The organism is Streptomyces sp. NPDC041068 (assembly GCF_040647455.1).
Taxonomy (GTDB): domain Bacteria; phylum Actinomycetota; class Actinomycetes; order Streptomycetales; family Streptomycetaceae; genus Streptomyces.
This window is the reverse complement of the sequence record NZ_JBEZCG010000019.1, coordinates 156477-181487: the sequence shown is the minus strand read 5'-3', so window position 1 is coordinate 181487 and position 25011 is coordinate 156477. Positions and strand designations below refer to the sequence as shown.

Genomic DNA, 25011 nt, shown 5'->3' with positions numbered 1-25011 from the left:
TCGTTTGCGGTCCCCGGGTGCCACCATCGACTCCCGGGCCGCATTCATGCCGTTTCTTCCTCGGGACCCCAGGAGCGATAATCGAACGTGGGGCCGTGAAAAACAGGGAAGCTCGGACGTCCTAGTACCGGACCAGTACCGGACCGGTGCCGGACGAACGGGCGTGAGCGCGGTCCGTCACCATCACACGTGAAGGACGAAGTACTCATGACGACGACGCCGACCATCGAGCTCAAGCCCTCCTCGACGCCGCTGGCCACCGCCGAGCGCGAGGCGATCCTGGCCAATCCCGGGTTCGGCCGCCACTTCACCGACCACATGGTGACGATCAAGTGGACGGAAGGCCGCGGCTGGCACGACGGTCAGCTCGTGCCGTACGGCCCGCTCGCCCTCGACCCGGCGACGAACGTCCTGCACTACGCCCAGGAGATCTTCGAGGGCCTGAAGGCCTACCGCCAGCCCGACGGCACGGTGGCCACCTTCCGCCCCGACGCCAACGCCCGCCGCTTCCAGGCCTCCGCGCGCCGTCTTGCCATGCCGGAGCTGCCCGTCGAGACGTTCATCGAGGCGTGCGACCTGCTGGTCGAGCAGGACAAGGACTGGGTCCCCGCGCACGGCGGCGAGGAGTCCCTGTACCTGCGCCCGTTCATGATCGCGACCGAGGTCGGCCTGGGCGTGAAGCCCGCCAACGAATACCTCTTCGTCGTCATCGCCTCGCCCGCCGGCGCGTACTTCCCCGGTGGCGTGAAGCCCGTCTCGATCTGGCTCTCCGAGGACCGGGTGCGCGCCGTCCCCGGCGGCATGGGCGACGCCAAGACCGGCGGCAACTACGCCGCGTCGCTGCTCGCGCAGGCCGAGGCCGCCGCGAAGGGCTGCGACCAGGTCGCCTACCTCGACGCGGTCGAGCACAAGTGGGTCGAGGAACTCGGCGGCATGAACCTGTACTTCGTGTACGGAAACAAGATCGTCACCCCCACGCTCACCGGCTCCATCCTGGAGGGCGTCACCCGTGACTCGCTCCTGGCCGTCGCGCGCGACCTCGGGTACGAGTCGGAGGAGGGCCGCGTCTCCATCGAGCAGTGGCAGCGCGACTCCGAGAACGGCACCCTGACCGAGGTCTTCGCCTGCGGCACCGCCGCGGTCATCACGCCGGTCGGCACGGTCAAGTGCAACGCGGGCGAGTGGCAGCAGAGCGCCGGCGAGCCGGGCGAGGTCACGATGAAGCTGCGTGAGGCCCTCCTGGACATCCAGCGGGGCACGGCGAAGGACCAGCACGGCTGGATGCACGATCTCGGCTGAGGGCCGGTCGCGCCCCGCGGCGGAGCCGCGAATGCCAGGGCCCCGCGCCCCTGGAGGGGCTTAACGCGCCGGGAGCGTGAGGCTCCCCGGCACCGCGGCACAGGCACTCCGAAGCCCACTCGCGAGGTTCTCGCGAGTGGGCTTCGGTGCGTCCGCCCAGTTCTCCAGCGCCCGGTGGAACGCCGCGACCAGCAGGTCGATCGCGAGCCGAGGCCGTAGATCCTCCGCCCCCGGAAGGGCGAAGCGGTGCCGCGCGGTCGTCAGTGCCGCGCGGCTGGTCCGCTCGCAGAAGGCGAGGCCATGCGCGTCCATGGACGGCGTCTGCGCCGCGAGCCTGCGGCTGAGCAGCACGCGGTCCGTCCACCCCGCCGCGGGCATCCGGTCCAGCGCCGTCAGCAGCACGTCCCGCAGGACCTCGAACAACGGCTGCCCGGCGGCCGGTTCGGCTTCCTCCAGCTCCTCCAGGAACGCCGCCCACAGATCCTGCGTCGGCGCCATCGCCACGTCTTCCTTGCTGCTGAACGTACGGAAGAACGTCCGCTTGGAGACATCCACCGCATCGCACAGCGCGTCGAGCGTGACGCCGTCGAAGCCGCGCTCCGTGAACAGGTCCAGGGCGGTGTCGACGAGCGCCTGCCGCGTCCGCAGCTTCTTGCGCTCCCGAAGGGGCAGCTGGTCGATGTCCATGGGGGAAGTGTAGCCACGGGAGCGAATGCCCCTTGATGGCTTCTGCTACTCGGTGGCGCTATTGCGCGGGCGCTTAGCCCCCGGCCCCGGCCCCGGCCCCGTCCTCGCCCTCGCCCTTCTTCTCGTCCTTCTTCTCGCCCCCGCCAACCGATTCCCCGCCCGGCGAGTGGCTGAAGACGTCGACCAGACCGAGGACCGCCGAGCCGGCGCCCTTCGCCGCGCGTACGCCGAGTTCGATCAGCTCTTCCATGCGTCGTGCTCCCCGTGTTCGTGTTTGTTTCCGCTGGTCAATGCGGTCCTCTCAGGCTACGAGGTCCGCGACCGGAGCCGTACGCGGGGGCAGGCCCTTCCCCGAGCTCTCAATGGGCAGGGGATACCCCATCGTGCGTTCCTCGTCCGGGACGGTGTCGACTCCACGCGGCTCTATCGGCTCTATCGGCTCTATCGGCTCTATCGGCATGAGGGTGCCCCTGGCGCCCGCCGGTCCCGATGGCCGCCCCATGTTTGAGCAGCACTCTATGTGATGTGTGGCGTGCCCTCACGTCAATGCTTCCGGCATGCGGGCCTCGCAGTTAGAGTGTTGCTCTAAATCTCTCTGAAGCTCTCTGAAACTCTCTGAAGCCCTCCGAAGCCAAAGCCCTCCTCCCCCCTGAAGGTGTACGCCATGACCGCTGCCGCCGACGGCTTCCGCATGCCCCCCGAGTGGGCCCCGCACGAGCGCACCTGGATGGCCTGGCCGGGCCCCAACCCCACCTTCACCACCGAGCGGGAGCTCGCCGACGCGCGCGAGGCCTGGGCGGGCGTGGCCCGTGCCGTGCGCCGCTTCGAGCCCGTCACGATGGTCGTCGGCATCGGTCAGAGCGAGTCGGCCCGCGCGCTCCTCGGGCCCGACGTGGACCTCGTCGAGCGCGAACTCGACGACGCGTGGATGCGGGACATCGGCCCCACCTTCGTCCGCGACGGCGCCGGGCTCGCCGCCGTGGACTGGACGTTCAACGGCTGGGGCGCCCAGGAGTGGGCCCGCTGGGAGCACGACGCGAAGATCGGCCGGCATGTCGCGGACCTCGCGGGCGTCCCCGTGCACCCCTCGCCGCTCGTCAACGAGGGCGGCGGCATCCACGTGGACGGCGAGGGCACCGTGCTGCTCACCGAGACCGTCCAGCTCGACCCGCACCGCAACCCCGGCCTGACCCGCGAGCGGGTCGAGGAGGAGATCCACGCCCGTATCGGCACCGAGAAAGGGATCTGGCTGCCGCGCGGACTCACCGGCGATTACGGGCAGTTCGGCACCCGCGGCCATGTCGGCATCGTCGCCGCCTTCGCCGCGCCCGGCGTGGTCCTCGTCCACTCCCAGCGGGACCCCGCCCACCCCGACTTCGAGGTCAGCAAGGAGATCATCGCGACCCTGGAGGGGCAGACCGACGCGCGCGGCCGCACCCTGAACATCGTCGAGGTGCCCGCCCCGACCGTCCTCGAGGACGACGACGGCTGGGTCGACTACTCGTACATCAACCACTACCTCTGCAACGACGGCGTCGTCCTGTGCGCCTTCGACGACCCGAACGACGAGGTCGCGGCGGACATCTTCCGCGGTCTCTTCCCGGACCGGACGGTGACGCTCGTCGACGCCCGTACGATCTTTGCCGGGGGCGGTGGCATCCACTGCATCACCCAGCAGCAGCCGAAGGTGTGATCAAGGAGTAGGCATGGCCGGTCAGGTCCGCGCGCGGAAGAACGCCCCGCCGCGTGAGGACGTCCTGGCGGCGGCCATGGAGATGATCGCGGGGCGCGGCCTGGAGAAGCTCACCATGGCGGCGCTCGGCCGCGAGGTCGGCATGAGCTCCGGCCATCTCCTCTACTACTTCCGTACCAAGGACGAGCTGCTCCTGCGCACCCTGGAGTGGAGCGAGGGCCGCCTCGGCGCCGAGCGCGGCCGCCTCCTCGCCCGCTCCGGCACGGCGCGCGAACGCCTCGACGCGTACGTCGAGCTGTACGTCCCCGACCGCGTGGGCGACCCTCACTGGACGCTCTGGCTGGAGGTCTGGAACCGCTCCCTGAACGCCGACGAGGAGGGTCGCGACCGGCAGGCCGCGATCGAGGGGGCCTGGCACCGCGACCTGGTGGCGCTGCTCGCCGAGGGCGTCTCGCGCGGCGAGTTCGGGGCAATCGACCCCGACCGTTTCGCGGCCCGGCTCAGGGCGCTGCTCGACGGGTTCTCCATCCATGTGGCGATCGGCCTGCGGGGCACGGGGCGCGACCAAGTCCTCGTACACGTACGGGAGTTCCTGGACGGAGCGCTCGCCCCGGGCGCCCGGGACGCCCGGCGGCCTGTCTAGGTTGTACGCAATCCGGCGGATTGCCTGCTGCCTGGTGGTGCGCTTGTATCCCCGTGGGCCCTGACGTCGGGCCGGGGGGAGAGACAGGTCTTTGGGGGAAGCCATGTCCACTGCCAGACGTGTGTCCTTGAGTGCTGTGCTGCTTGCGGCACTCGGCACCACCGCCTTGCCGGCCGCCTCGGCGCATGCGGCGCCGCCCGCGCCACGCGTCGAGCGCGTGAGCGTCGCGGCCGACGGGACCGAGGCCGACGGTGCCTCGGACGGAGCGACCCTGTCCGGGGACGGCCGTCATGTGGCCTTCCGCAGCGACGCGGAGAATCTGACGGAGGGTCACCAGGGCCCGTACGACTACGGATTCGTACGCGACCTGAAGACCGGCGAGGTCACCCGGCTCAAGAACTCCATGGGCGCCCCCGTCCTCAGCGACGACGGGCGGTACGCCGCGCACACCGGCTGGGGCGTGCACGGCATCAACGTCTTCCTCACCGATCTGAGCACGGGGCGGATCGAGCAGATCGACGGCAAGGGCTTCAAGGTCAGCGCGTCCTCGCCCGCCATCAGCGCGAGCGGCCGCTACGTCGCCTACGACCTGCAGCCGCGCCACCCCGGCGACCCCGCGCGGGTCGAGGTCTACGACCGTGAGACGAACTCCCGCGAGGTCATCAGCGACGGACCGCCCGACTCGGCCCGCGACATGGTGGACCCGTCCCTCAGCGCCGACGGCCGCTACGTCGCCTACGAGGACAAGGGCACCCAGGAGGTCTGGCTCCGCGACCGCACCACGGGCACCCTCACCCGCGTCGACGACGGCACGCCGTCCACCCTGGCGCAGGTCGACGGCCGCACGGTCGCGATGAACTCCGCGGACGGCGCCTACATACGCGATCTGCGCACCGGAAAGGTCCAGCACTTCCCCGGCAAGAACGCTCGGGCAGTCAGCCGCGACGGGAGCCAACTGCTCTACGGGGACGCCGAGTCGGCCCTCGTGCTCCGCGATCTCCGCAGCGGCCACGAGGCGACCGTCGGCCACGGCGGGGCCACCGCGGGCGCGATCGCCCCCAAGGGGAGGGGGATCGTGTACAGCTCGGCGGACACGGATGTGGTGCCGGGCGACACGAACGGCTTCCGTGACGTCTTCAAGTGGACGGCGCGATGAGGTCGCGGGCCGCGACGGCCCTGCTGGGCGCGGCGGTGGCCGTGTCCTTCACCGGCGCGAACGCGCAGGCGCGGCCGAAGGAGCCGCACACCGAGCGGGTCAGCACCACCGGCGCGGGTGCCCAGCTGGACGGCTACTCCCACCAGGGCGTCCTCAGCGACGACGGGCGGTATCTCGCCTTCTTCACGAAGGCGGCCGAGTTCGGCTGCCGCCAGAACACCTACACCTGCCTCCGGTTGAAGGACAGGGACACCGGCGAGGTGACCGCGGTGCCCGGCGCGGGCGGCCACTCCTGGGCGCCGCCGGTCATCAGCGGCGACGGACGCCACGTCGGCCACACCTCCGGCACCAAGGTCCCCGTCCCGTACCTGTACGACCGCACGACCGGCACCACGCACGAGGTCCTGCCGGAGTCCGACCCGCAGGCGTGGACGGGCGAGCTGTGGTCGGTCACCCGCGAGGGCGGCCAGGTCGCCTACGGCGCGGGCAGCCGCACCCGGCCCACCCAGCGCCTGTACGTACGCGACCTGGCCACCGGGGCCAACGACCTGATCTCCGGCGAAGCGGACGGCGACAAGGAGTTCGCCTCGCTGAGCGCCGACGGCACCCGCGTCGCCTACCAGGTCCGCACCGCGGGCGACGACCCCGCCGACGTCCTGGTCAGGAACCGCGCCACCGGAGATGTCGTCCACGTCGACAAGGGCCTGGGCAAGGGCAGCCTCGTCCAGCTCAGCGACAACGGACGGTACGTCGTCTTCGGCGCCGACGGCGGCACCTACGTACGTGACCTGCGCACCGGCAGGACCCGGCACGTCGCGGACACGCCCGCCACCTCCGCGAGCCGCGACGGGCGGTACGCGGTCCTCGCCGCGGCCGAGGGGGACACCCTGACGCTGCTCGACCTGCGCACGGGCCGACGCGTGCCCGTGGGCCCCGGCCAGGCCGTGCCGGGCGCCGTCACCGCCAAGGGCCGTGAGGTGGCGTTCACCTCCGGGGCCACGGACCTGGTGCCCGGCGACACGAACGGCGACACCGACGTCTTCGTGCGCCACACACGCTGAACCGCACAGTGGGAGCGCTCCCGGCGCACGCGGAGCGCTCCCGCGGCAACCACTCACCGTTCCACCGACGAACAGAAAGCACGGGGGATCCGACCATGTACTGCACCCACCGCAAGCGACTCGCCCTGGCCCTCGCGGCAGGCGTCGTCGCGACCACCGTCACCGCCCTGCCCGTCGCCGTCGCCGCGCCCGGCGAGGGCAGGGCGCCCCGCACCGAGGGCGTCAGCGTCACCGCCGACGGCAAGGCGGGAAACGACCGCTCCTCGGACGGATCCGTCAGCCGCGACGGCCGGTACGCGGCGTTCGGCTCCGCGGCGAGCGACCTGGTGGCCGGGGACACGAACGGGCAGCGCGACATCTTCGTACGCGACCTGCGCGCCGGCACGACCGAGCGGATCGCCCTGGAGGGGCGCGAGTTGAGCAGCCCCTCGCTGAGCGCGGACGGGCGGTACGTCGCCTTCGTCGCGGCGACCGTCGAGGGCCATCCGACCGTGCGCGACGTCCACCTCTACGACCGCAGGACCAAGACCTTCGAGCGCCTCGACGTCGAGCTGCCCGACGGCTTCCCCGGCGACAGCGCGGGCAGCGTCTCCCTGAGCGCCGACGCGCGGTACGCCGTCTTCAGCACGGACGGCCCGCAGTTCGACGGCACGGCGGTCTTCCTGCGCGACCGGAAGACCGGCACCACCGAGCGGATCAGCCATCCGTACACGGGCGGCGACGGCGAACGCAACGCCCACTCGCCGACCGTCAGCGACGACGGCCGCTACGTCGTCTACGCCAACTCCTTCGTGAACGGCCCGCGCGGCGACGACTGGAGCGACCTGTGGCTGCGCGACCGCAGGACCGGCAAGCTCTCCCAGGTCGACCGCTCCCACGACGGCGCCAAGACCGAGAAGGAGTCCCTGTCCGCCTCCATCAGCGGTGACGGCCGCACGGTCGTCTTCGAGTCCCGCGACACGCACCTGGCGCCCGACGACAACGACGGCGCCTGGAACGTCTTCGTCCATGACGTCGCCACCGGCAGGAACCAGCGCATCCACGGCACCCAGGGCGGCCCCGGCGAGGCCTACACCCGCTCGCCCGCGATCAGCGCCGACGGCCGTCACCTCACATACATGTCGGAGCTCACCGAGGCCGGCAGCCAGTACGGCAAGGAGTGGCCGACCTACCTCCGGGACCTGAAGAAGGGCACCACCACGCTCGTGTCCCCGGACACCGCGGGCGGCGCCGCGACGGCGAACGTCCTGCCCGGCGGCATCTCGCGCGACGGCACCCGCGTCACCTTCGAGTCGTCGGACAAGGCCCTGCTTCCGGGTGACACCAACGACGGGGACGACGTCTTCGTACGCCACTTGCGCTGACGCCCCAACCACCGTGCGGGCGGCGCGTCCACGCGCCGCCCGCATCGTGAGACGGGGGCCCCGCGCCGCCGCGAACCGTGGCAAGCTGCCTCTGTGCTCTCGTTCGCCATGATTATTGGCAGCAGGCGCGCCGGTCCGCAGTGACCGTCTCGTACCACCATGTACGGGCGGACACCGTCGTCCTCGACCCGCGCGCAGACCTCTCGCACCCGCGAGGGGTTTTTTCGTTTCCCGGCCCAACTGCAGCCGGGCGCGGAGCGCGCGGGATCATTGGGGGCGGTGGAGCCGGTCCTTCCGGTAGACCGAGATCCGACACAGGAGCCAGACAGCATGACGGAAACCAGCACACCCGACGATTCCTTCCATGTCTTCGACACGACGCTGCGCGACGGCGCGCAGCGCGAAGGCATCAACCTCACCGTCGCGGACAAGCTGACCATCGCCCGCCATCTGGACGACTTCGGCGTGGGCTTCATCGAGGGCGGCTGGCCCGGCGCCAACCCGCGCGACACCGAGTTCTTCGCGCGGGCACAGCAGGAGATCACCTTCCGGCACGCCCAGCTCGTCGCCTTCGGCGCCACCCGCCGCGCGGGCGCCAAGGCCGCCGACGACCCGCAGGTGGGCGCCCTTCTCGCGTCCGGCGCCCCGGTCATCACGCTCGTCGCCAAGTCCCACGACCGGCACGTCGAACTCGCCCTGCGCACCACCCTCGACGAGAACGTGGAGATGGTCCGCGACACCGTCTCCTACCTCGTCTCGCAGGGCCGCAGGGTCTTCGTCGACTGCGAGCACTTCTTCGACGGCTACCGCGCCAACCCCGAGTACGCCAAGTCCGTCGTGCGGGCCGCCGCCGGGGCGGGCGCCGACGTCGTCGTCCTGTGCGACACCAACGGCGGCATGCTGCCCGCGCAGGTCCAGGCCGTCGTCGCCACCGTCGCCGCCGACACCGGCGCGCGGCTCGGCATCCACGCCCAGGACGACACCGGCTGCGCCGTCGCCAACACCCTCGCGGCCGTCGACGCGGGCGCCACCCACGTGCAGTGCACCGCCAACGGCTACGGCGAGCGGGTCGGCAACGCCAACCTCTTCCCCGTCGTCGCAGCCCTGGAACTCAAGTACGGCAAGCAGGTCCTTCCTGAGGGCTCGCTGCGCGAGATGACCCGCGTCTCGCACGCCATCGCCGAGGTCGTGAACCTGACCCCGTCGACCCACCAGCCCTACGTCGGCGTCTCCGCCTTCGCGCACAAGGCGGGCCTGCACGCCTCCGCGATCAAGGTCGACCCGGACCTGTACCAGCACATCGACCCGGACCTCGTCGGCAACCGGCTGCGCATGCTGGTCTCCGACATGGCGGGCCGCGCCTCCATCGAGCTCAAGGGCAAGGAGCTCGGCATCGACCTCGGCGACGACCGGGAGCTGGTCGGCCGCGTGGTGGACCGGGTCAAGGAGCGCGAGCTCAAGGGGTACACGTACGAGGCCGCCGACGCCTCCTTCGAGCTGCTGCTCCGCGAGGAGGCCGAGGGCAGGGCGCGCAGGTACTTCCGTGTCGAGTCCTGGCGGGCCATCGTCGAGGACCGCCCCGACGGCACGCACGCCAACGAGGCGACCGTGAAGCTGTGGGCCAAGGGCGAGCGCATCGTCGCCACCGCCGAGGGCAACGGCCCGGTCAACGCCCTCGACCGGGCGCTGCGGGTCGGCCTGGAGCGAATCTATCCGCAGCTCGCCAAGTTGGAGCTCGTCGACTACAAGGTCCGCATCCTGGAGGGCAAGCACGGCACGTCGTCGACCACGCGCGTCCTGATCTCCACCTCCGACGGGGTCGGCGAGTGGTCGACCGTCGGCGTCGCGGACAACGTCATCGCGGCGTCGTGGGGAGCCCTGGAGGACGCCTACACGTACGGGCTGCTGCGGGCCGGGGTCGAGCCGGTCGAGTAGGCGGGCTGTCGGCCCCGGGGCCGGCCGTCTTCTGTACCCCTCCCCGGGCCCCCGTCGGCGGCCGCGCTGGGTTACGTTCGAAGTATGAGGAATCGGACGAAGCGGATCACCGTCGGACTGTCCGGGCTGCTGCTCGCCCTGGGTGTCGTGTCCGTCACGACTGCGCCGGGGGTGATGGCTGCGCCCGGCGCACCGGCTGTGCCCGGTGCGCTGGACGCGTCCAGCACGTCGGTGGTCGCCGAGGCCTGGCAGAAGGGTCCGGTGTACGTGGATCCCGCGGCGTCCGACCAGCTGTCCGACTCCCAGGCGGACGACCTCGCCCGGAAGATCGAGAAGGCGGGCAAGCCGGTCTTCGTGGCCGTGCTGCCGGACAGCTTCCCGCAGCAGGACCTCTTCCGGAAGCTGCGCACCGAGACCGGCGTGACCGGTGTCTACGCCGTGCGGCTCGGCGGCGGCTTCGACGCCAAGGCCGACCGTTCGGTCCTGACCGGCAACGCCGTCGACAACCTCGTCTCGCTCGTCCAGGGCGAGAGCGCCGCTGCGCAGCTCAACCACTTCGTCGACCAGGCTCTCGTCCAGGCCAACGGCAAGGCCCCGCAGTCCTGGGGCGGCGACGGCTCGGACGGCGGGGTTCCGGTGGGTGCGCTCGTCGGGGTCGGTGTGGTGGTCGTGGCCGGTGCGGGTGGGGCGTACGCCGTGGTGCGCAGGAAGAAGCGGCGGCACGAGGAGGAGCAGCGCGAGGCGCTGCGCAAGCTGTCCGTCGTCGTCGACGAGGACATCACCGCGTTCGGCGAGGAGCTGGAGCGGCTGGACTTCCACCCCGCGGAGGCGGGCGCGGACGACGCGATGCGCGCGGACTACGAGCGGGCGCTCGACGCCTACGAGAAGGCGAAGTCGTACATGGCTTCCGCGGAGCGCCCCGAGGACGTCCGGGGCGTCACCCAGGCCCTGGAGGACGGCCGCTTCTCCCTGGCCCTGCTCGCCGCGCGGCGGGAGGGGCGGGAGCTGCCGGAGCGGCGGGCCCCCTGCTTCTTCGACCCGCGGCACGGGCCGTCGGTGGAGGATGTCCCGTGGGCGCCGGCGCGTGGCGAGGAGCGGTCGGTTCCGGTGTGCGCGGCGGACGCGGCGCGCCTTGCGGACGGCCAGGACCCGATGGTGCGGACAGTCGCCACGGAGTCGGGTGAGCGCCGCCCCTACTGGGAGGCCGGTCCTGCGTACGGGCCGTGGGCCGGCGGGTACTTCGGCGGGGGAGTGCTGCCGGCACTGCTGATCGGCACGATGCTGGGCGGCATGATGTCGAGCCCCGCGTACGCGGCGGACTACGGCTCGGGGTACGGCGACTTCGGCGGCGGTTACGGGGGCGGCGACTACTCGGGCGCGGACTTCGACCCGGGCGACTTCGGGGGCGGCGGCGACTTCGGGGGTGGCGACTTCGGAGGCGGCGGGGACTTCGGGGGTGGGGGAGGGTTCTAGGCGGGCGGGGGGAGCACAGCCCGAAGCCGCCGGGCAACCGATCGGCCAGGCGCTCACCCCGGCGTTCAGGGGCGCAACAGCAGCACGTCATCGCCCCAGGAGTCGATGACCTCCCCGTGGCCCGCCTCACGTGCCGAGCTTTCCAGCCGGGCGAACAGTTCACGCTGCGTGGGAAGGTCGCCGTCCGCGAGGATGCGGCGCAGCGTGGGGAGCAGCTGGGGGAGGGACCAATGCGGGGCGCCCAATGGGGACTTGGCCAGCTCCCACTCCAGGTATTTGTTGTACGGGCGCACCCTGCCGTGCAGAGCGAACAGCGCCGTCAGGAACCACCCCACACTCTCGGCGGCATCCAGATGCGCGGCCCCGGCGCGGCCGTCGCGATGACTCTTCACCGAGCGGTAGAGCGAGTTGATGTACGCGTCCAGGCTCTCGTCGGTGAGGCGACGCGCCTCGTCCGGATCCAACGTCGCCTTGCGGGCGACCAGTTCCTTGATTTCGCCGTCCAGGCAGTCGAGCACGATCTCGCAGTGCACGAAGGCATACCTGTCCCACGCGTACGCATCACCCGGCAACCCGCGCGTACGGAACTCCCCGAGGGACAGCACCACCACGTCCAGAGCCGTTGATCGCCGCCCCGCCAGGGACTTCGGCTTCGCGCCGTCCGCCGTGACGACGTACACATCGTGGTCGGAGTGCTCCGTCGCCATGCCCTCCCGCGCCCGTGATCCGCTGAGGATCAGACCGACGACCGCGGGGTCCGCCTCCGCCCGCGCCACCAACGCCTCGAAGTCCTCGATTGCCATGGGGATCACGGTACTTGGATCAGTCGCCCCGGGGAACGGCTGCCGGAGCCGTCACCGACCACTGGCCCGAATGCCCCGGCGGCAGCGCCAAGTCCCGCCGCACCGCCGCGTAGTACTCCTGCCGCGCGGCCCGCTGCCGCTGCAGCATGCCGCTCCACGCCTGCGGATCCCGCGTCTCGTCGCGCAGGAACTGCTCCATCTCGATCACCGTCACCACCCACACCCGCGCCTTGTCCACCACGTCCGGCGCCCCCAGCATGAGCAGCGCCTCCCCCGCGGGATCCCGCGCGTCGGCGGCCTCGGTCAGGTACGTCTCCGCGTCGCGCGGGGAGAGGGGGTGCGGATGGGGGTCGTTGCCGAGGTGGGCGGCGATCCGGTAGGTCAGCGTGACAGTCTGCTTCAGGACCCGGGCGTACTCGGTGTAGACCGCGAGCCGCCGCTCCTCCCAACGCGCCGCCTGCTCCCGTCGGAACCGGATCCGGTCGCCCCGCATGATCGCCACATACGAGCCGAGGGCGCCGATGATCACGCCCAGGAGCGCGGGCAGTTGCTGTATGAACTCGGGCACGGCGAAACGTTAGCGTGCCCCCGTGTCGCCGTGGCCGGTCAGGCGGCGTTCTTGATGGCCGAGATGTCGAAGTTCAGCTTGATCTTGTCGGAGACGAGCACGCCACCGGTCTCCAGCGCGGCGTTCCACGTCAGGCCCCACTCCGAGCGCAGGATCTCCGCCTTGCCCTCGAAGCCGACGCGCTCGTTGCCGAACGGGTCCTTGGCCGAGCCGTTGAACTCCAGGTCGATGGAGAGCGGCTTCGTGGTGCCGAGGATCGTCAGGTCGCCGGTGATGCGGTAGTCGTCGCCGCCCAGGGCCTCCGCCTCGGTGGAGCGGAAGGTCATCTCGGGGAACTCCTCGGTCTTGAAGAAGTCCGCGCTCTTCAGGTGCCCGTCGCGGTCGGCGTTGCCCGTGTCGATGCTCTCCATCTTCACGTCGATGGAGGCCGTCGAGCGGGACGGGTCCGAGCCGTCCAGGTGCAGCGTGCCCGCGAAGTCGAGGAACGAGCCCTTGACGTTCGTGACCATGGCGTGCCGGGCGACGAAGCCGATCGTCGTGTGCGACGGGTCGATCGTGTAGTCGCCGGTCAGCGCGGCGAGCTCCGGGGCGACCGCGGGGGGCGCGGCTGCCGGGGCGGCGGTGGCGGTGGCGGTGTCGTTCTTGCGGCCGAAGAGACCCATGGCGTGCTCCTTGGGGACGAGCTCCGATGAGGAGAGTTTCTGTTGAATGTTCAACGAGATTGAATGTAGCGCGATTCAGTTCAATGTTCAACCTACGGCGGTGCGTGTCCCACTCGTCACGATCAGTCTCTGTTCCCCTCGCCATTTCCGCGCGACGTGAGGGTTTCGATGCCACTTCGGCACCAGGTGGCGCCATGTGATGCCATCGCGGCGCCAAAATTGCCCCATGTCAATTTCGACCCGTCTGACCTGCGGAAAGGCTCAACGGTCACCCCTCGTTGCCGGTTTTCGGTCGCTCCTGCGCTTGCCTTGGCGCCATTGTGATGCCACTATGGCGTCATGAACCTCACGCAGTACGTCGACCAGCTCCGGCAGGAGCTCGCGGTAGCCGCCGAAGCCGGTGGCGACGAGGCCCGCGCCCTTGCCGAGCGCCTCACCGCCCCGCTCGAGTCGGCCGCCCGGCTCACTCTGCTGAACGCGCTCTCCGCCGCCGCGGACGAGATCACCAGCGATCTCGCGCCGGGCTCGGTCGACCTGCGACTGCGTGGACTCGACCCCGAGTTCGTGGTGACGCTGCCGCCCGCGGCCGAGGCGTTCGACGCCCAGGCGGAGTACGAAGCCCTCATGGCCGCACAGCCGGCCCCCGCGCCCCCGCCGCCCGCGGCCGCCTCCGACGCGGCGGACGACGGTGCCACCGCCCGGATCAACCTCCGCCTGCCGGCCAACGTCAAGGCCCGTGTCGAGGAGGCGGCGAGCCGAGACGGTCTGTCGGTCAATGCCTGGCTCGTGCGTGCCGTCTCGGGCGCCCTGGACCAGCCCGCAGGTCGGCCCGCGGTCCGCCGGGAGTTCGGGCGGCCGGGCAACGGCTTCACCGGCTGGGTGCGGTAGCCGCCGCAACCCCCGGCCCACACACGGGACTTCACTTCACACCGAGCCAGTAGGACGGGACTGCCATGCCTTCTTTCGACACCCCGAAGCCCATCACCGCCACGATCGCGTTCGACATCGGGACCCTCAGGGTCGTGGCCGGTGACCGCGCCGACACCGTCGTCGACGTGCGTCCCAGCAGTGAGACCAGGGACCTGGACGTCAAGGCGGCCGAGCGCACCCGCGTGGAGTTCGCCAACGGCAAGCTGGTGGTCAAGGGGCCCAAGGACCGCTCCCCGTTCAGCAGGCACCACCCGTCGGTCGAGGTGGAGATCGCCCTGCCCGCCGGCTCGGAGGTGCATGCCACCAGCGCCGCGGTGCACTTCACCGCCGAAGGCAGGCTCGGCGACTGCGAGTTCAAGACGTCCGCCGGTGACGTGCAGGTCGAGCGCGCCGCCTCGGTCAAGCTCACCACCGGCTATGGAGAGGTGACCGTCGGCCGCGCGAACGGCGGGGCCGAGGTCCGTACCGGCACCGGCGAGGTCCGCCTCGGCGAGGTCACGGGCTCCGTCGGGGTCAAGAACTCCAACGGCGCCACCCACCTCGGCGACATCGAGGGCGACATCACGGTGAAGGCGGCCAACGGCGCCGTCTCCGTCGACCGCGCGGCCGCCGACGTCGGCATCAAGACCGCCACCGGCACCATCAGCATCGGCGAGCTGGTGCGCGGCACCGCCGTCGTGGAGACGGCCGCGGGCAGCATCGACATCGGCATCCGCGAGGGCACGGCCACCTGGCTCGACGTCCACACGCGGTTCGGCTCCGTGAAGCAGGCGCTGGAGTCCTCGGACGTGCCGGGCGAGCCCACGGACACCCTCAAGGTGCGGGCCCGCACGGGCATGGGCGACATCGTGATCCACCGGTCCTGATCCGCGGGCCTCCGGGCCGCTGCTCCCGCCCCTCGCCCCTGCCCCGCCCAGAGCTTCACCTGGCCCAGAGCTTCACCCCACCCAGACCTTCACCCCACCCAGACCTTCACCCCCACCCCACTTCCCCCTGCTGCCACCCAGGCAGCCGTCCGGAATCAGTTTCGAACTGGTGTCCGGTACCGAGGCTGCCCGCACCCGAAAAGGAACGGACATGGCAACGCCCCACCAGGCGCGCCCGGCGGCGATCACCGCCACCGGACTGCGCAAGTCCTTCGGCGAGAAGACCGTCCTGGACGGCATCGACCTCACCATCCCCGAGGGGACGATCTTCTCCCTGCTCGGCCCCAACGGCGCGGGCAAGACCACCGCCGTACAGATCCTGTCGACGCTCGTCAGGGCCGACGCGGGGGAGGTGCGGATCGCGGGCCACGACCTGAACCGCGAGCCCGAGAAGGTGCGCGCCGCGATCGGCGTCACCGGACAGTTCTCCGCCGTCGACAACCTCCTGTCCGGCGAGGAGAACCTGCTCCTCATGGCCGACCTCTACGGCTTCGGCCGCCGCCAGGCCCGGCGGCTCACCGCCGACCTCCTGGACCGGTTCGACCTCGTCGAGGCGGCGAGGAAGCCCGCTGCCACGTACTCCGGCGGTATGCGGCGCCGGCTCGACATCGCGATGACCCTGGTGGGCAACCCGAGCATCATCTTCCTGGACGAGCCGACGACCGGCCTCGACCCGCGCAGCCGCCACGGCATGTGGGAGATCGTGCGAGACCTCGTGTCCGACGGCGTCACCGTCCTGCTCACCACGCAGTACCTGGAGGAGGCGGACCAACTCGCCGACCGCATCGCGGTGTTGAGCGGCGGCAAGCTCGTCGCCGAGGGAACCCCCGCCGAGCTCAAGCGCCTCGTCCCCGGCGGCCATGTCGTGCTGCGGTTCGGTGACATGCCCGCCCTGGAGCGCGCCTCCCGCACCCTCGGCATCGGCAGCCGCGACGACGACTCCCTCACCCTGCAGGTCCCCAGCGACGGCAGCGTCAAGTCCGTCAAGGCCCTGCTCGACTGGGTCGAGGCCACGGAGGCCGAGGTCGAAGGCCTCACCATCGACACCCCCGACCTGGACGACGTCTTCTTCGCCGTCACCGGCCGCCCCGACAACGAGAAAGCGACGACCCGATGAGCGCCACCGCCACCACCGCCACGACCGCAGCGGCCCCGGCCGTCATCCGCTCGCACCAGCCCGTCCCGACCTCGGCGCTGAGCAACTCCCTGACCATGCTGCGCCGCAACCTCCGGCACGCGCGCCGCTATCCGGCCATGACGATCAGCCTGGTGAGCATGCCCATCGCCATGCTGCTGCTCTTCAACTACGTCTTCGGCGGCACGATGTCGGCAGGCATGGGGGCGCAGGACTCCGGCGACTACATCAACTACCTCGTCCCCGGCATCCTGTTGATGGCGGTCGGCTCGGGCGTCCTGCCGACCACGGTCGGCGTCTGCACCGACATGACCGAGGGCATCGTGGCCCGCTTCAGGACCATGCCGATCAACGGCTCCTCGATCCTCACGGGCCGCGCCGTCGGCGCCGTCATCCAGACGCTGCTCACCCTCGTCCTCGTCGTCGGCGTCGCCTTCCTCGTGGGCTTCCGCTCCGGTGCCGAGCCCATCGAGTGGGTCGCGGCGGCCGGGCTCCTGACCCTCATGAGCACCGCGCTCACCTGGCTCGCGGTCGCGCTCGGCCAGCTGGTCAAGGCCCCGGAGGCGGCCAGCAGCGTCGCCCTGCCCTTCTCCTTCCTGCTGCCCTTCCTCAGCAGCGTGTTCGTGCCGCTCGACTCGATGCCGGACTGGCTGCGCCACTTCGCCGAGTGGCAGCCCTACACCGCCTTTACCGAGACCCTGCGCGGGCTGCTCACCGGCGGCGAGATCGGCAAGTTCGGTCCGCTGGCCGTGGGTTGGGGCATCGCCATCGCCCTGCTCGGCTTCGTATGGGCGCGCTCGCTCTTCAAGCGAGGCGTCACCCGCTGAACCTGCGGAGTTACAGGGGTACTTCGCAGAGGGCGCCGCGCGACGCACGTCGCGCGGCGCCCATTTCTGTCGTCGTGTGCCGTCCGCTCTGTTGTCGTGAGCCGCACGCCGATGTCCGGCAGAGGTATAGACAGCGCTTTCTAAGTCTTGGTACACCCCTGTCGCATGACACCCACCCGCCGCACCTTCCTCGCCACAACCGCTTTCGGAGCAGCCGGAGCAGCCGGAGCCGCCATGTCGACCTTCCCGTCCCAGGCGTACGCCGCGCAGGGCGACGACGAGTTCGACTCGCTCCGGCGGCGCTGGCTGGAGATCTCCCTCGGCACCGGCTACGACCCCGCCGCCGAGCCGTACGCCTCCCGCCTCAAGGAGACCGGCGACTTCGCCCGCACCTTCCGCTCGACCATGGCGCCGGCCACCGAATCCCTGTGGCCCACCGCCCCGTTCGACCCTCCGGCCGGCATCACCTTGAGCTACAGCAGGCTGTGGACGATGACCCAGGCGTACGTCTGCGAGGGCACGGGCTCGACGGGTGACGCGGGGCTCCTCGCCGACATCCTGCGCGGCCTCGACCACGTCGAGGCCACCGTGTACAACGCCTCCACCACCCGCTACGGCAACTGGTGGGAGTGGCAGATAGGCAGTCCCCGACTGCTCATGGATATCGTCGCGGCGCTCCACGATCCCCTCGGCGCGGCCCGCAGGGACAAGGCCTTCGCCGCCGTCGACCGCTTCGTCCCCGACTCCGCGCTCGGCGACTACACCGGCACGTCGACCGGTGCCAACCGCGTCGACCTGTGCCGCTCCGTCGCCCTGCGCGGCATTCTCGGCCGGGCCCCGGCCAAGGTCGCCCTCGCCCGTGACGCCCTTTCCCCGGTCTTCCCGTACGTCACCAAGGGCGACGGGCTGTACGAGGACGGCTCGTTCATCCAGCACACCTCGGTCGCGTACTCGGGAACGTACGGCCAGGTCATGCTCGACGGACTCGGCCGGCTCTTCGCGCTGCTCGCCGGGTCCACCTGGGAGGTCACCGACCCCAAGAAGCAGATCGTCCTCGACAGCGTCGAGCACGCGTACGCACCCCTGATCCTGGACGGCCTCATGATGGACGGCGTCAACGGGCGTGCCATCAGCCGGGGTTACCTCAAGAGCGACGACCGCAAGGTCATGCGCAGCGACCACTTCCACGGGCAGGGCCTGATCGCCGCCGTGGCGATGCTCGCGGTCGGCGCGAGCGCGGCCGAGCGGGAGCGCTGGTACGGCCGCATCAAGGGCTGGATCGAGCGCGACACCGTCACGCCGATCCTCACCGCCCGGCAGTTCGGGGTCGCCGACCTGTCGCGGCTGCACGCGGTGGCGGACTCCGACGTGCGGGCGGCGCCCGAACCGGTGGGGCACCGGCTGTTCCCCGCCATGGACCGCGCCGTGCACCGGCGCCCCGGATTCGCTGTGGCCCTCTCGATGGCCTCGGACCGGATCTCGTACTACGAGTGCGGCAACGGCGAGAACCCGCGCGGCTGGCACACGGGCGCCGGAATGCTCTACTGGTGGGCCGCCGGGAAGCACGGCGATCGGGCCGATGGGGCCGATGGAGCCGATCGGGCCGATCAGTACACCGACTGGTTCTGGCCGACCGTCGATCCCTACCGGCTGCCCGGGACCACCGTGTCCACCAAGCGGCTGCCCGACAAGGCGGGCGGCGAGTGGGGCGCGGCCAGGCCCGCGGCGACGTGGGTGGGCGGTGCGACGGACGGCGAGTTCGCGGCCGTCGGCCAGCACCTGAAGGGCCTCGGCTCCACGCTCGACGCCCGCGCGTCGTGGTTCTGCGCCGCCGACGCCGTGATCTGCCTCGGCGCGGGGATCACCGCATCCGACGGCGTCCCCGTCGAGACGGTCGTCGACAACCGCAACCTGGGCGAGGCAGGCACCGCCGCCTTCTCCCTCGACGACCGCCCGCGCCCCCGCTGGGCCCACCTCGAAGGGTACGGCGGCTGGGTCTTCCCCGGCGGTACGTCCGGCTTGCGGACCCTTCGCGAGGACCGCACCGGAGCCTGGTCCGACATCAACACCACCAGCTCCACGGAGCGGCGCACCCGGCGCTGGCAGACGCTCTGGCTCGACCACGGGAGCGACCCCCAGGACGCCACGTACGCCTATCTCCTGATGCCCGGGGCCTCGCGCCGCGCCCTGAGGGCCCGTGCGGCCGACCGTCGCTGGTTGTCGGTCCTCGCCAATTCGGCGGTGGTCCAGGCCGTGGCCGTCGACTCGCTCGGCCTGATCGCGGCCAACTTCTGGCGGGCGGGCGATGCGGGACCGCTCGCCGTCTCCGCACCCGCGAGCGTCCTGGTCCGGCGGCGGGGGAGGAGCGCTACGGTGCATGTGAGCGAGCCCCCGCGCACGGGAGAACCTCTCGAATTCACCTGGAACCGACCGGTGTCCCGGATCGTGTCCAAGGACCCCTCGGTGGAGGTCGTCGGCACGGGCAGGTCGCTGCGGCTGCGGATCACTCCCGGCACGGCCTGCGCGAGCCACCGGTGTGACGTGTCTCTCGGCTGACATCCGGCTGTCAGCGCGCTGACGGACGGCTGACAAGGGGTGCCCTAGGGGTTGCCTTTCTGCCACTCCTTTGTGGAACCCCTACAACGCTCAGGGGTCTGAACCGTCACTTCTTCAGTGCCCCTTCCCTCTTCTGTCAGGGGGTGCCAGGAAAACGGCCCGGAGACTGTACAGAGTCGACGGTCCGTTTCCCTGGGGGCGCTCCGTAAGGTCGCTACATGACCGTTTTGGACGAGACCGCTTCAACCGGGAGCGAGCCCACCGACTCGCGTGGGCGCGTGGCCGAACTGCACGAGATCCGTGCGGAGGCGCTGCGCGGGCCCAGTGAGAAGGCGACCGAGGCGCAGCACGCCAAGGGCAAGCTGACCGCACGCGAGCGGATCGAGCTCCTTCTCGACCCGGGGTCGTTCCAAGAGGTCGAGCAGCTGCGCCGGCACCGCGCCACGGGCTTCGGCCTGGAGGCCAAGAAGCCGTACACGGACGGTGTCATCACCGGCTGGGGCACGGTCGAGGGCCGGACGGTCTTCGTCTACGCGCACGACTTCCGCATCTTCGGCGGCGCGCTCGGCGAGGCGCACGCCACGAAGATCCACAAGATCATGGACATGGCCATCGCGGCCGGTGCCCCGCTGGTCTCGCTGAACGACGGCGCGGGCGCCCGTATCCAGGAGGGCGTCTCGGCCCTCGCCGGCTACGGCGGCATCTTCCAGCGCAACACCAAGGCCTCGGGCGTCATCCCGCAGATCTCGGTGATGCTGGGCCCGTGCGCCGGTGGCGCGGCCTACAGCCCGGCCCTGACGGACTTCGTGTTCATGGTCCGTGAGACCTCGCAGATGTTCATCACGGGGCCCGACGTGGTCCGCGCGGTGACGGGCGAGGAGATCACGCAGAACGGCCTGGGCGGCGCCGACGTGCACGCCGAGACGTCGGGCGTGTGCCACTTCGCGTACGACGACGAAGAGACCTGCCTGGCCGAGGTCCGCTACCTGATCTCGATGCTCCCCTCCAACAACCGGGAGAACCCGCCGGCCCACGAGTCGGAGGACCCGGCCGAGCGCCGCTCGGACGTGCTCCTCGACCTGGTCCCCGCCGACGGCAACCGCCCGTACGACATGGCCAAGGTCATCGAGGAGATCGTCGACGACGGCGACTATCTCGAGGTCCACGAGCGCTGGGCGCGCAACATCATCTGCGCGCTGGCCCGTCTCGACGGCAAGGTCGTCGGCATCGTCGCCAACCAGCCGCAGTCCCTGGCCGGTGTCCTGGACATCGAGGCCTCCGAGAAGGCCGCCCGCTTCGTGCAGATGTGCGACGCCTTCAACATCCCCATCGTCACCCTGCTGGACGTCCCCGGGTTCCTGCCCGGCGTCGACCAGGAGCACGGTGGGATCATCCGGCACGGCGCCAAGCTGCTGTACGCGTACTGCAACGCCACCGTGCCGCGGATCTCGCTGATCCTGCGCAAGGCCTACGGAGGTGCGTACATCGTGATGGACAGCCAGTCCATCGGTGCGGACCTGACGTATGCCTGGCCGACGAACGAGATCGCGGTGATGGGTGCCGAGGGCGCCGCCAACGTGATCTTCCGCCGGCAGATCGCGGCCGCCGAGGACCCCGAGGCGATGCGCGCGCGCATGGTCAAGGAGTACAAGGCCGAGCTGATGCACCCCTACTACGCCGCAGAGCGCGGTCTGGTCGACGACGTCATCGACCCGGCCGAGACCCGCGAGGTCCTCATCAGCTCCCTCGCGATGCTCCGCAACAAGCACGCCGACCTGCCCTCGCGCAAGCACGGCAACCCTCCGCAGTAGCGGGACCGCACACGCACCTGCCCCTGCGCCGCAGTAGCCCACAAGGAGAACGCTGCAGATGACTACCCCTGACATTCGCGTCGAAAAGGGCCACGCCGAGCCCGAGGAAGTCGCGGCCATCACCGCGATCCTGCTGGCCCGCGCCGCCGCACAGCCCGCCGCCCCGGCCCGCCGCGGCCGCGACAAGGCCGGCTGGCGCCGCCTGGAGCGCACCCCGGGCTTCCGGGCGCCGCACAGCTGGCAGGGCTGACGCCCGCCGCTTCGCACAGGCCCCGCCTTCCTCCGGGAGGGCGGGGCCTTGCTTGTCCCTGCGGGCCGGATGTGGCTGGTCGCGCAGTTCCCCGCGCCCCTTCAGGGCGCCAGACGGGCCGCGGCCGACTCCGCCAAGGCACGGACCGCGGGATGCCAGGAACGGGACCGGGGCCCGGTCAGGACCAGGCGCCGCGAGGTCCGCGGCGCCACCGGCAGCAGCACCAGATCGGGCGGGATCAGCGAGCGGGAGACCTCGGACAGGACGGTCACGCCGAGGCCCGCCTGCACCATGCTGATCAGGGTGGCCAGGTCCCGCACGCGGTGCGCGGGCGTGAAGCGCAGCCCCGCGAGGCCGTGGATCGCGCGGACGCGGTCCTCGCAGCCGTTCGGCGAGATCAGGAACTCGTCGTCCTCCAGATCGCGGATGTCGACGGTCTCCTCGCCCGCCAGCGGGTGATCGCGGGGGAGCAGGGCGCGGTAGCCGTCCTCGGCGAGCTGGATGCCGGGGCCCGGCGGCGGGTCGATCAGGACGGCGGCGTCGGCCGTGCCGTTCTCCAGCCAGTCCGCGACCTCCGCGCTGTCGCCCTCGAAGACCCGCACGGTGATACGCGGCTGGTCCTCGCGCCAGTGCCGCAGCAGGCCCGGCACCAGGCCCTGGCAGACCGTGGGCGTCGAGGCGAGCCGCACGGTGCCGCTCATGGTCCGCTCGGCGTCGGCCGCCAGCTCCTCCACCGACCTGACCGCCGCGAGCGCGCCGCGGGCGTACGGCAGGACGCGCTCCCCGAGCGCCGTCGTCCGCACCGGTCCCGACCGGACGAGCAGCGGCGCGGCCAACTCCCGCTCCAGGGAGGCCACGGCGTGCGACACGGCGGACTGGCTGAGGCCGAGCTCGGCCGCGGCCGCGCTGAAGCCGCCCGCGTCGACGACGGCGAGAAAGGCCCTGAGCTGGGGGAGGTTCACGGGCATGAGGCGGCCTCATAGGTCTATGACGGTGATGCGTTGGATCAATGGTGCCAGGCGGGGCGAGAGTTGCCCCGGGCCACCGGACCGGCGGCCCCCCCCGAAGCACCGAGGAGAGCCATGCCCCACATCAGGGCCACCGTCACCGACCCCGACCTGCCCGCCGACGTCCGGCGCACCCTCGCCGAGGGCCTGACCGGCCTGGCGGTCTCGGCGCTCGGCAAGTCCGCCGCGCGCACCATCGTCCATCTCGACCTGGTCCCCGCCGATCGGTACTACGTGGGCGGCAAGCCCCTGACCGGCGGCCGCGACGCGCACCTGGAGGTCAGCATCACCGCGGGCACCAACAGTGCGGGGGAGAAGGAGGCTTTCATCGCCGAGGCCACCGCGTTCCTGACCGACCTCCTCGGCCCGCTCGCCCGCGGCGGCGTCGCCCTGCACGAACTGCACCCCGAGAGCTACGGCTACCAGGGCGTGACCCAGTTCGACCACTACCGCGAGAACCACTACCGCGACAACCACGATCGCCACAACTGACAGGGGCCCGCACGCCGAAGCGTGCGGGCCCTCATCCGCGTACGGGTAAAAGGAATGCGCGAAGAACTACCGCAGGCGCGCCATCAGGGCGTGCTCGACCAGGGTGATCAGCGCGCTCTTCGCGTCCGCGCGGTGGCGCGCGTCCGTCGTGATGATCGGGGTGTCCGGGCCGATCTGCAGCGCCTCGCGGACCTCGTCCGGCGTGTACGGCTGGTGGCCGTCGAAGCCGTTGAGGGCGATCACGAAGGGAAGTCCGGAGTTCTCGAAATAGTCGACGGCGGGGAAGCAGTCGGCGAGCCGCCTCGTGTCGACCAGGACGACCGCGCCGATGGCGCCACGGACCAAGTCGTCCCACATGAACCAGAATCGGTCCTGCCCCGGCGTACCGAAGAGGTACAGGATCAGGTCCTGGTCCAGGGTGATGCGACCGAAGTCCATGGCCACCGTCGTGGTGGTCTTGTCTCCGGTGTGGGTGAGGTCGTCGATGCCCGCGGACGCGGACGTCATCACGGCCTCGGTGCGCAGCGGGTTGATCTCAGAGACCGCCCCGACGAACGTGGTCTTGCCCACGCCGAAGCCGCCCGCCACCACGATTTTCGCGCTGGTGGTGGAGCGGGCTGTTGCTCCGCCGCTAGAGCTTGCGAAGTCCACTGAGCACCCTTTCGAGCAGTGTCACGTCTGGCTGGCCGCCGGCGGACTCGTCGCCGCCGGGCTGATGGATGGCGACAAGTCCGGCCTCCGCCAGGTCGGCTACGAGGATTCGGGCGACGCCGAGGGGAATGGAGAGCAGTGCCGAGATCTCAGCCACTGACTTGATCTCGCGGCACAGATTGCAGATCCGCTGGTGCTCGGGCAACTGGCCCTGCAGCTGGTGCGGTTGTGCGGTGGTGTGCACCAGCGCCTCGATGGCGAGCTGGTAGCGGGGCCTGGTGCGGCCGCCCGTCATGGCGTACGGGCGCACCAGGGGGTTGTTCGCCGACCCCGCGGGCGCCGGCTCGGGGGCGCGCCGCTGGGGTTGCACGGGCTGGATACGGGGCGCCTGCGCCGGGGCACCCTGGTCGTACGGACGCGGCCCGGGCTGCTGGGGCTGCGCGTACGGCTGACGGCGGTGGCTCGGCGCGGAGGGGAAGTTGTACCTGTTCGGGCCGCCGTCGTGCTGGCCACCCTGGCCGTGACCAGGGGACCAGTTCGCCGATGACGAACCGTCTGGGGGTGTTGCCACGTTGCTTCCTCCTCCAACTGTGCCGGGCACCATCACTGTGGAGCCGCGTCCCGAAACCTTACGGCCCCGGGACGCGAAAACGCACCGTCTGTCTGTTAGTTGAGAAGGCTCCCCTGGAGTTCCGCGCGCAGGTCCGGAGTGAGAACTGTGCCCGCGCGGTCGACAAGAAGTGCCATCTCGTACCCAATGAGACCGATGTCCGCATCCGGGTGGGCGAGAACGGCGAGCGAGGAGCCGTCGGAGATGGACATGATGAAGAGAAATCCTCGCTCCATCTCCACAACGGTCTGGGTCACGGAGCCGCCCTCGAAGATCCGGGAGGCCCCGGCGGTCAGCGAGGTCAGACCCGAGGCGACGGCCGCGAGCTGGTCGGCACGGTCGCGGGGGAAGCCTTCGGACATCGCCAGAAGGAGTCCGTCGGCGGAGACCACCACCGTGTGGGACACCCCGGGGGTGTTGTCCACGAAGTTGGTGATCAACCAGTTCAGGTTCTGCGCCGCCTGGCTCATCG

25 protein-coding genes are annotated in these 25011 nt (G+C 71.0%); 16 read left to right on the top strand and 9 right to left on the bottom strand.

What is annotated here, in order from left to right; translation table 11 throughout:
• Window positions 1-207: 207 nt before the first annotated feature.
• Window positions 208-1299, top strand: a complete 1092-nt coding sequence (locus AB0B50_RS36180; RefSeq protein WP_362340063.1) for a branched-chain amino acid aminotransferase — start codon at window positions 208-210, stop codon at window positions 1297-1299.
• A 60-nt stretch (window positions 1300-1359) separates the two neighbouring features.
• Here AB0B50_RS36180 and AB0B50_RS36175 read toward each other — a convergent pair whose 3' ends face one another.
• Together AB0B50_RS36175 and AB0B50_RS36170 are read right to left on the bottom strand one after the other, a co-directional pair.
• On the bottom strand, window positions 1360-1986 hold the full coding sequence (locus tag AB0B50_RS36175) for a TetR family transcriptional regulator (protein WP_362340062.1): 627 nt from the start codon (window positions 1984-1986) through the stop codon (window positions 1360-1362).
• A gap of 73 nt (window positions 1987-2059) precedes the next feature.
• The gene (locus AB0B50_RS36170; protein ID WP_362340061.1) at window positions 2060-2236 is read right to left on the bottom strand and encodes a hypothetical protein; all 177 of its coding nucleotides are present in this window, start codon (window positions 2234-2236) and stop codon (window positions 2060-2062) included.
• A gap of 414 nt (window positions 2237-2650) precedes the next feature.
• On the opposite strand from AB0B50_RS36170, the gene AB0B50_RS36165 reads away from it, so the two are divergent.
• From AB0B50_RS36165 to AB0B50_RS36135, 7 genes are all read left to right on the top strand, one after another.
• Window positions 2651-3679: an agmatine deiminase family protein gene (locus tag AB0B50_RS36165; protein ID WP_362340060.1), complete on the top strand. Its 1029-nt coding sequence runs from the start codon at window positions 2651-2653 to the stop codon at window positions 3677-3679.
• Between the two features lie 13 nt (window positions 3680-3692).
• Window positions 3693-4322 (top strand): TetR/AcrR family transcriptional regulator, encoded by a 630-nt coding sequence (locus AB0B50_RS36160; RefSeq protein ID WP_362340059.1) that lies wholly within the window; start codon window positions 3693-3695, stop codon window positions 4320-4322.
• Between the two features lie 121 nt (window positions 4323-4443).
• Window positions 4444-5478, top strand: a complete 1035-nt coding sequence (locus tag AB0B50_RS36155) for a protein TolB (protein ID WP_362340090.1) — start codon at window positions 4444-4446, stop codon at window positions 5476-5478.
• Window positions 5475-6539 carry a hypothetical protein gene (locus AB0B50_RS36150; RefSeq protein ID WP_362340058.1) on the top strand — a complete coding sequence of 355 codons (1065 nt, stop codon included), beginning with the start codon at window positions 5475-5477 and terminating at the stop codon, window positions 6537-6539. The genes AB0B50_RS36155 and AB0B50_RS36150 overlap by 4 nt, the downstream gene beginning before the upstream one ends.
• A 95-nt stretch (window positions 6540-6634) precedes the next feature.
• Window positions 6635-7903, top strand: a complete 1269-nt coding sequence (locus tag AB0B50_RS36145) for a hypothetical protein (RefSeq protein ID WP_362340057.1) — start codon at window positions 6635-6637, stop codon at window positions 7901-7903.
• Between the two features lie 330 nt (window positions 7904-8233).
• On the top strand, window positions 8234-9838 hold the full coding sequence (gene cimA / locus AB0B50_RS36140; protein WP_362340056.1) for a citramalate synthase: 1605 nt from the start codon (window positions 8234-8236) through the stop codon (window positions 9836-9838).
• Between the two features lie 174 nt (window positions 9839-10012).
• Complete coding sequence (locus AB0B50_RS36135; RefSeq protein ID WP_362340089.1) at window positions 10013-11311, top strand: hypothetical protein; 1299 nt, start codon at window positions 10013-10015, stop codon at window positions 11309-11311.
• Window positions 11312-11376: 65 nt separating this feature from the next.
• Here the strand turns inward: AB0B50_RS36135 and AB0B50_RS36130 are convergent, their stop codons facing one another.
• From AB0B50_RS36130 to AB0B50_RS36120, 3 genes are read right to left on the bottom strand one after another with little or no spacing between them, the layout of a single operon-like run.
• Window positions 11377-12114 carry a hypothetical protein gene (locus tag AB0B50_RS36130; RefSeq protein WP_362340055.1) on the bottom strand — a complete coding sequence of 246 codons (738 nt, stop codon included), beginning with the start codon at window positions 12112-12114 and terminating at the stop codon, window positions 11377-11379.
• A 19-nt stretch (window positions 12115-12133) separates the two neighbouring features.
• On the bottom strand, window positions 12134-12682 hold the full coding sequence (locus AB0B50_RS36125) for a hypothetical protein (protein WP_362340054.1): 549 nt from the start codon (window positions 12680-12682) through the stop codon (window positions 12134-12136).
• A gap of 38 nt (window positions 12683-12720) precedes the next feature.
• Window positions 12721-13344, bottom strand: coding sequence for a YceI family protein (locus AB0B50_RS36120; RefSeq protein WP_362340088.1), 624 nt, complete (start codon window positions 13342-13344; stop codon window positions 12721-12723).
• Between the two features lie 339 nt (window positions 13345-13683).
• On the opposite strand from AB0B50_RS36120, the gene AB0B50_RS36115 reads away from it, so the two are divergent.
• The 7 genes from AB0B50_RS36115 (at window position 13684) to AB0B50_RS36085 (ending at window position 21779) form a co-directional block, all read left to right on the top strand.
• Window positions 13684-14232 carry a hypothetical protein gene (locus tag AB0B50_RS36115; RefSeq protein WP_362340053.1) on the top strand — a complete coding sequence of 183 codons (549 nt, stop codon included), beginning with the start codon at window positions 13684-13686 and terminating at the stop codon, window positions 14230-14232.
• 65 nt (window positions 14233-14297) lie between these two features.
• Complete coding sequence (locus tag AB0B50_RS36110) at window positions 14298-15140, top strand: DUF4097 family beta strand repeat-containing protein (protein WP_362340052.1); 843 nt, start codon at window positions 14298-14300, stop codon at window positions 15138-15140.
• A 211-nt stretch (window positions 15141-15351) separates the two neighbouring features.
• Window positions 15352-16317: an ATP-binding cassette domain-containing protein gene (locus AB0B50_RS36105; protein ID WP_362340051.1), complete on the top strand. Its 966-nt coding sequence runs from the start codon at window positions 15352-15354 to the stop codon at window positions 16315-16317.
• Window positions 16314-17162 (top strand): ABC transporter permease, encoded by an 849-nt coding sequence (locus AB0B50_RS36100; protein WP_362340050.1) that lies wholly within the window; start codon window positions 16314-16316, stop codon window positions 17160-17162. Before AB0B50_RS36105 ends, AB0B50_RS36100 begins: the two co-directional genes overlap by 4 nt.
• Window positions 17163-17327: 165 nt before the next feature.
• Window positions 17328-19718, top strand: a complete 2391-nt coding sequence (locus AB0B50_RS36095; RefSeq protein WP_362340049.1) for a polysaccharide lyase 8 family protein — start codon at window positions 17328-17330, stop codon at window positions 19716-19718.
• Window positions 19719-19936: 218 nt separating this feature from the next.
• On the top strand, window positions 19937-21529 hold the full coding sequence (locus AB0B50_RS36090; protein ID WP_362340048.1) for an acyl-CoA carboxylase subunit beta: 1593 nt from the start codon (window positions 19937-19939) through the stop codon (window positions 21527-21529).
• Window positions 21530-21587: 58 nt separating this feature from the next.
• Window positions 21588-21779: an acyl-CoA carboxylase subunit epsilon gene (locus tag AB0B50_RS36085; protein ID WP_055564440.1), complete on the top strand. Its 192-nt coding sequence runs from the start codon at window positions 21588-21590 to the stop codon at window positions 21777-21779.
• A gap of 101 nt (window positions 21780-21880) precedes the next feature.
• Here the strand turns inward: AB0B50_RS36085 and AB0B50_RS36080 are convergent, their stop codons facing one another.
• Window positions 21881-22747 (bottom strand): LysR family transcriptional regulator, encoded by an 867-nt coding sequence (locus AB0B50_RS36080; RefSeq protein WP_362340047.1) that lies wholly within the window; start codon window positions 22745-22747, stop codon window positions 21881-21883.
• Between the two features lie 114 nt (window positions 22748-22861).
• On the opposite strand from AB0B50_RS36080, the gene AB0B50_RS36075 reads away from it, so the two are divergent.
• Window positions 22862-23278, top strand: coding sequence for a tautomerase family protein (locus AB0B50_RS36075; RefSeq protein WP_362340046.1), 417 nt, complete (start codon window positions 22862-22864; stop codon window positions 23276-23278).
• 66 nt (window positions 23279-23344) lie between these two features.
• Here the strand turns inward: AB0B50_RS36075 and AB0B50_RS36070 are convergent, their stop codons facing one another.
• The 3 genes from AB0B50_RS36070 to AB0B50_RS36060 form a co-directional block, all read right to left on the bottom strand.
• Window positions 23345-23929: an ATP/GTP-binding protein gene (locus AB0B50_RS36070; protein ID WP_030361923.1), complete on the bottom strand. Its 585-nt coding sequence runs from the start codon at window positions 23927-23929 to the stop codon at window positions 23345-23347.
• Complete coding sequence (locus AB0B50_RS36065; protein WP_362340045.1) at window positions 23910-24500, bottom strand: DUF742 domain-containing protein; 591 nt, start codon at window positions 24498-24500, stop codon at window positions 23910-23912. The genes AB0B50_RS36070 and AB0B50_RS36065 overlap by 20 nt, the downstream gene beginning before the upstream one ends.
• Before the next feature lie 95 nt (window positions 24501-24595).
• Window positions 24596-25009 (bottom strand): roadblock/LC7 domain-containing protein, encoded by a 414-nt coding sequence (locus AB0B50_RS36060; RefSeq protein WP_030787419.1) that lies wholly within the window; start codon window positions 25007-25009, stop codon window positions 24596-24598.
• Window positions 25010-25011: the final 2 nt, after the last annotated feature.

Coding starts and splice junctions, on each gene's coding strand:
- AB0B50_RS36180 (WP_362340063.1), top strand. CDS start 208: ATGACGACGACGCCGACCATCGAGCTCAAGCCCTCCTCGACGCCGCTG.
- AB0B50_RS36175 (WP_362340062.1), bottom strand. CDS start 1,986: ATGGACATCGACCAGCTGCCCCTTCGGGAGCGCAAGAAGCTGCGGACG.
- AB0B50_RS36170 (WP_362340061.1), bottom strand. CDS start 2,236: ATGGAAGAGCTGATCGAACTCGGCGTACGCGCGGCGAAGGGCGCCGGC.
- AB0B50_RS36165 (WP_362340060.1), top strand. CDS start 2,651: ATGACCGCTGCCGCCGACGGCTTCCGCATGCCCCCCGAGTGGGCCCCG.
- AB0B50_RS36160 (WP_362340059.1), top strand. CDS start 3,693: ATGGCCGGTCAGGTCCGCGCGCGGAAGAACGCCCCGCCGCGTGAGGAC.
- AB0B50_RS36150 (WP_362340058.1), top strand. CDS start 5,475: ATGAGGTCGCGGGCCGCGACGGCCCTGCTGGGCGCGGCGGTGGCCGTG.
- AB0B50_RS36145 (WP_362340057.1), top strand. CDS start 6,635: ATGTACTGCACCCACCGCAAGCGACTCGCCCTGGCCCTCGCGGCAGGC.
- cimA (WP_362340056.1), top strand. CDS start 8,234: ATGACGGAAACCAGCACACCCGACGATTCCTTCCATGTCTTCGACACG.
- AB0B50_RS36135 (WP_362340089.1), top strand. CDS start 10,013: ATGGCTGCGCCCGGCGCACCGGCTGTGCCCGGTGCGCTGGACGCGTCC.
- AB0B50_RS36130 (WP_362340055.1), bottom strand. CDS start 12,114: ATGGCAATCGAGGACTTCGAGGCGTTGGTGGCGCGGGCGGAGGCGGAC.
- AB0B50_RS36120 (WP_362340088.1), bottom strand. CDS start 13,344: ATGGGTCTCTTCGGCCGCAAGAACGACACCGCCACCGCCACCGCCGCC.
- AB0B50_RS36115 (WP_362340053.1), top strand. CDS start 13,684: ATGAACCTCACGCAGTACGTCGACCAGCTCCGGCAGGAGCTCGCGGTA.
- AB0B50_RS36110 (WP_362340052.1), top strand. CDS start 14,298: ATGCCTTCTTTCGACACCCCGAAGCCCATCACCGCCACGATCGCGTTC.
- AB0B50_RS36105 (WP_362340051.1), top strand. CDS start 15,352: ATGGCAACGCCCCACCAGGCGCGCCCGGCGGCGATCACCGCCACCGGA.
- AB0B50_RS36100 (WP_362340050.1), top strand. CDS start 16,314: ATGAGCGCCACCGCCACCACCGCCACGACCGCAGCGGCCCCGGCCGTC.
- AB0B50_RS36095 (WP_362340049.1), top strand. CDS start 17,328: ATGACACCCACCCGCCGCACCTTCCTCGCCACAACCGCTTTCGGAGCA.
- AB0B50_RS36090 (WP_362340048.1), top strand. CDS start 19,937: ATGACCGTTTTGGACGAGACCGCTTCAACCGGGAGCGAGCCCACCGAC.
- AB0B50_RS36085 (WP_055564440.1), top strand. CDS start 21,588: ATGACTACCCCTGACATTCGCGTCGAAAAGGGCCACGCCGAGCCCGAG.
- AB0B50_RS36080 (WP_362340047.1), bottom strand. CDS start 22,747: ATGCCCGTGAACCTCCCCCAGCTCAGGGCCTTTCTCGCCGTCGTCGAC.
- AB0B50_RS36075 (WP_362340046.1), top strand. CDS start 22,862: ATGCCCCACATCAGGGCCACCGTCACCGACCCCGACCTGCCCGCCGAC.
- AB0B50_RS36060 (WP_030787419.1), bottom strand. CDS start 25,009: ATGAGCCAGGCGGCGCAGAACCTGAACTGGTTGATCACCAACTTCGTG.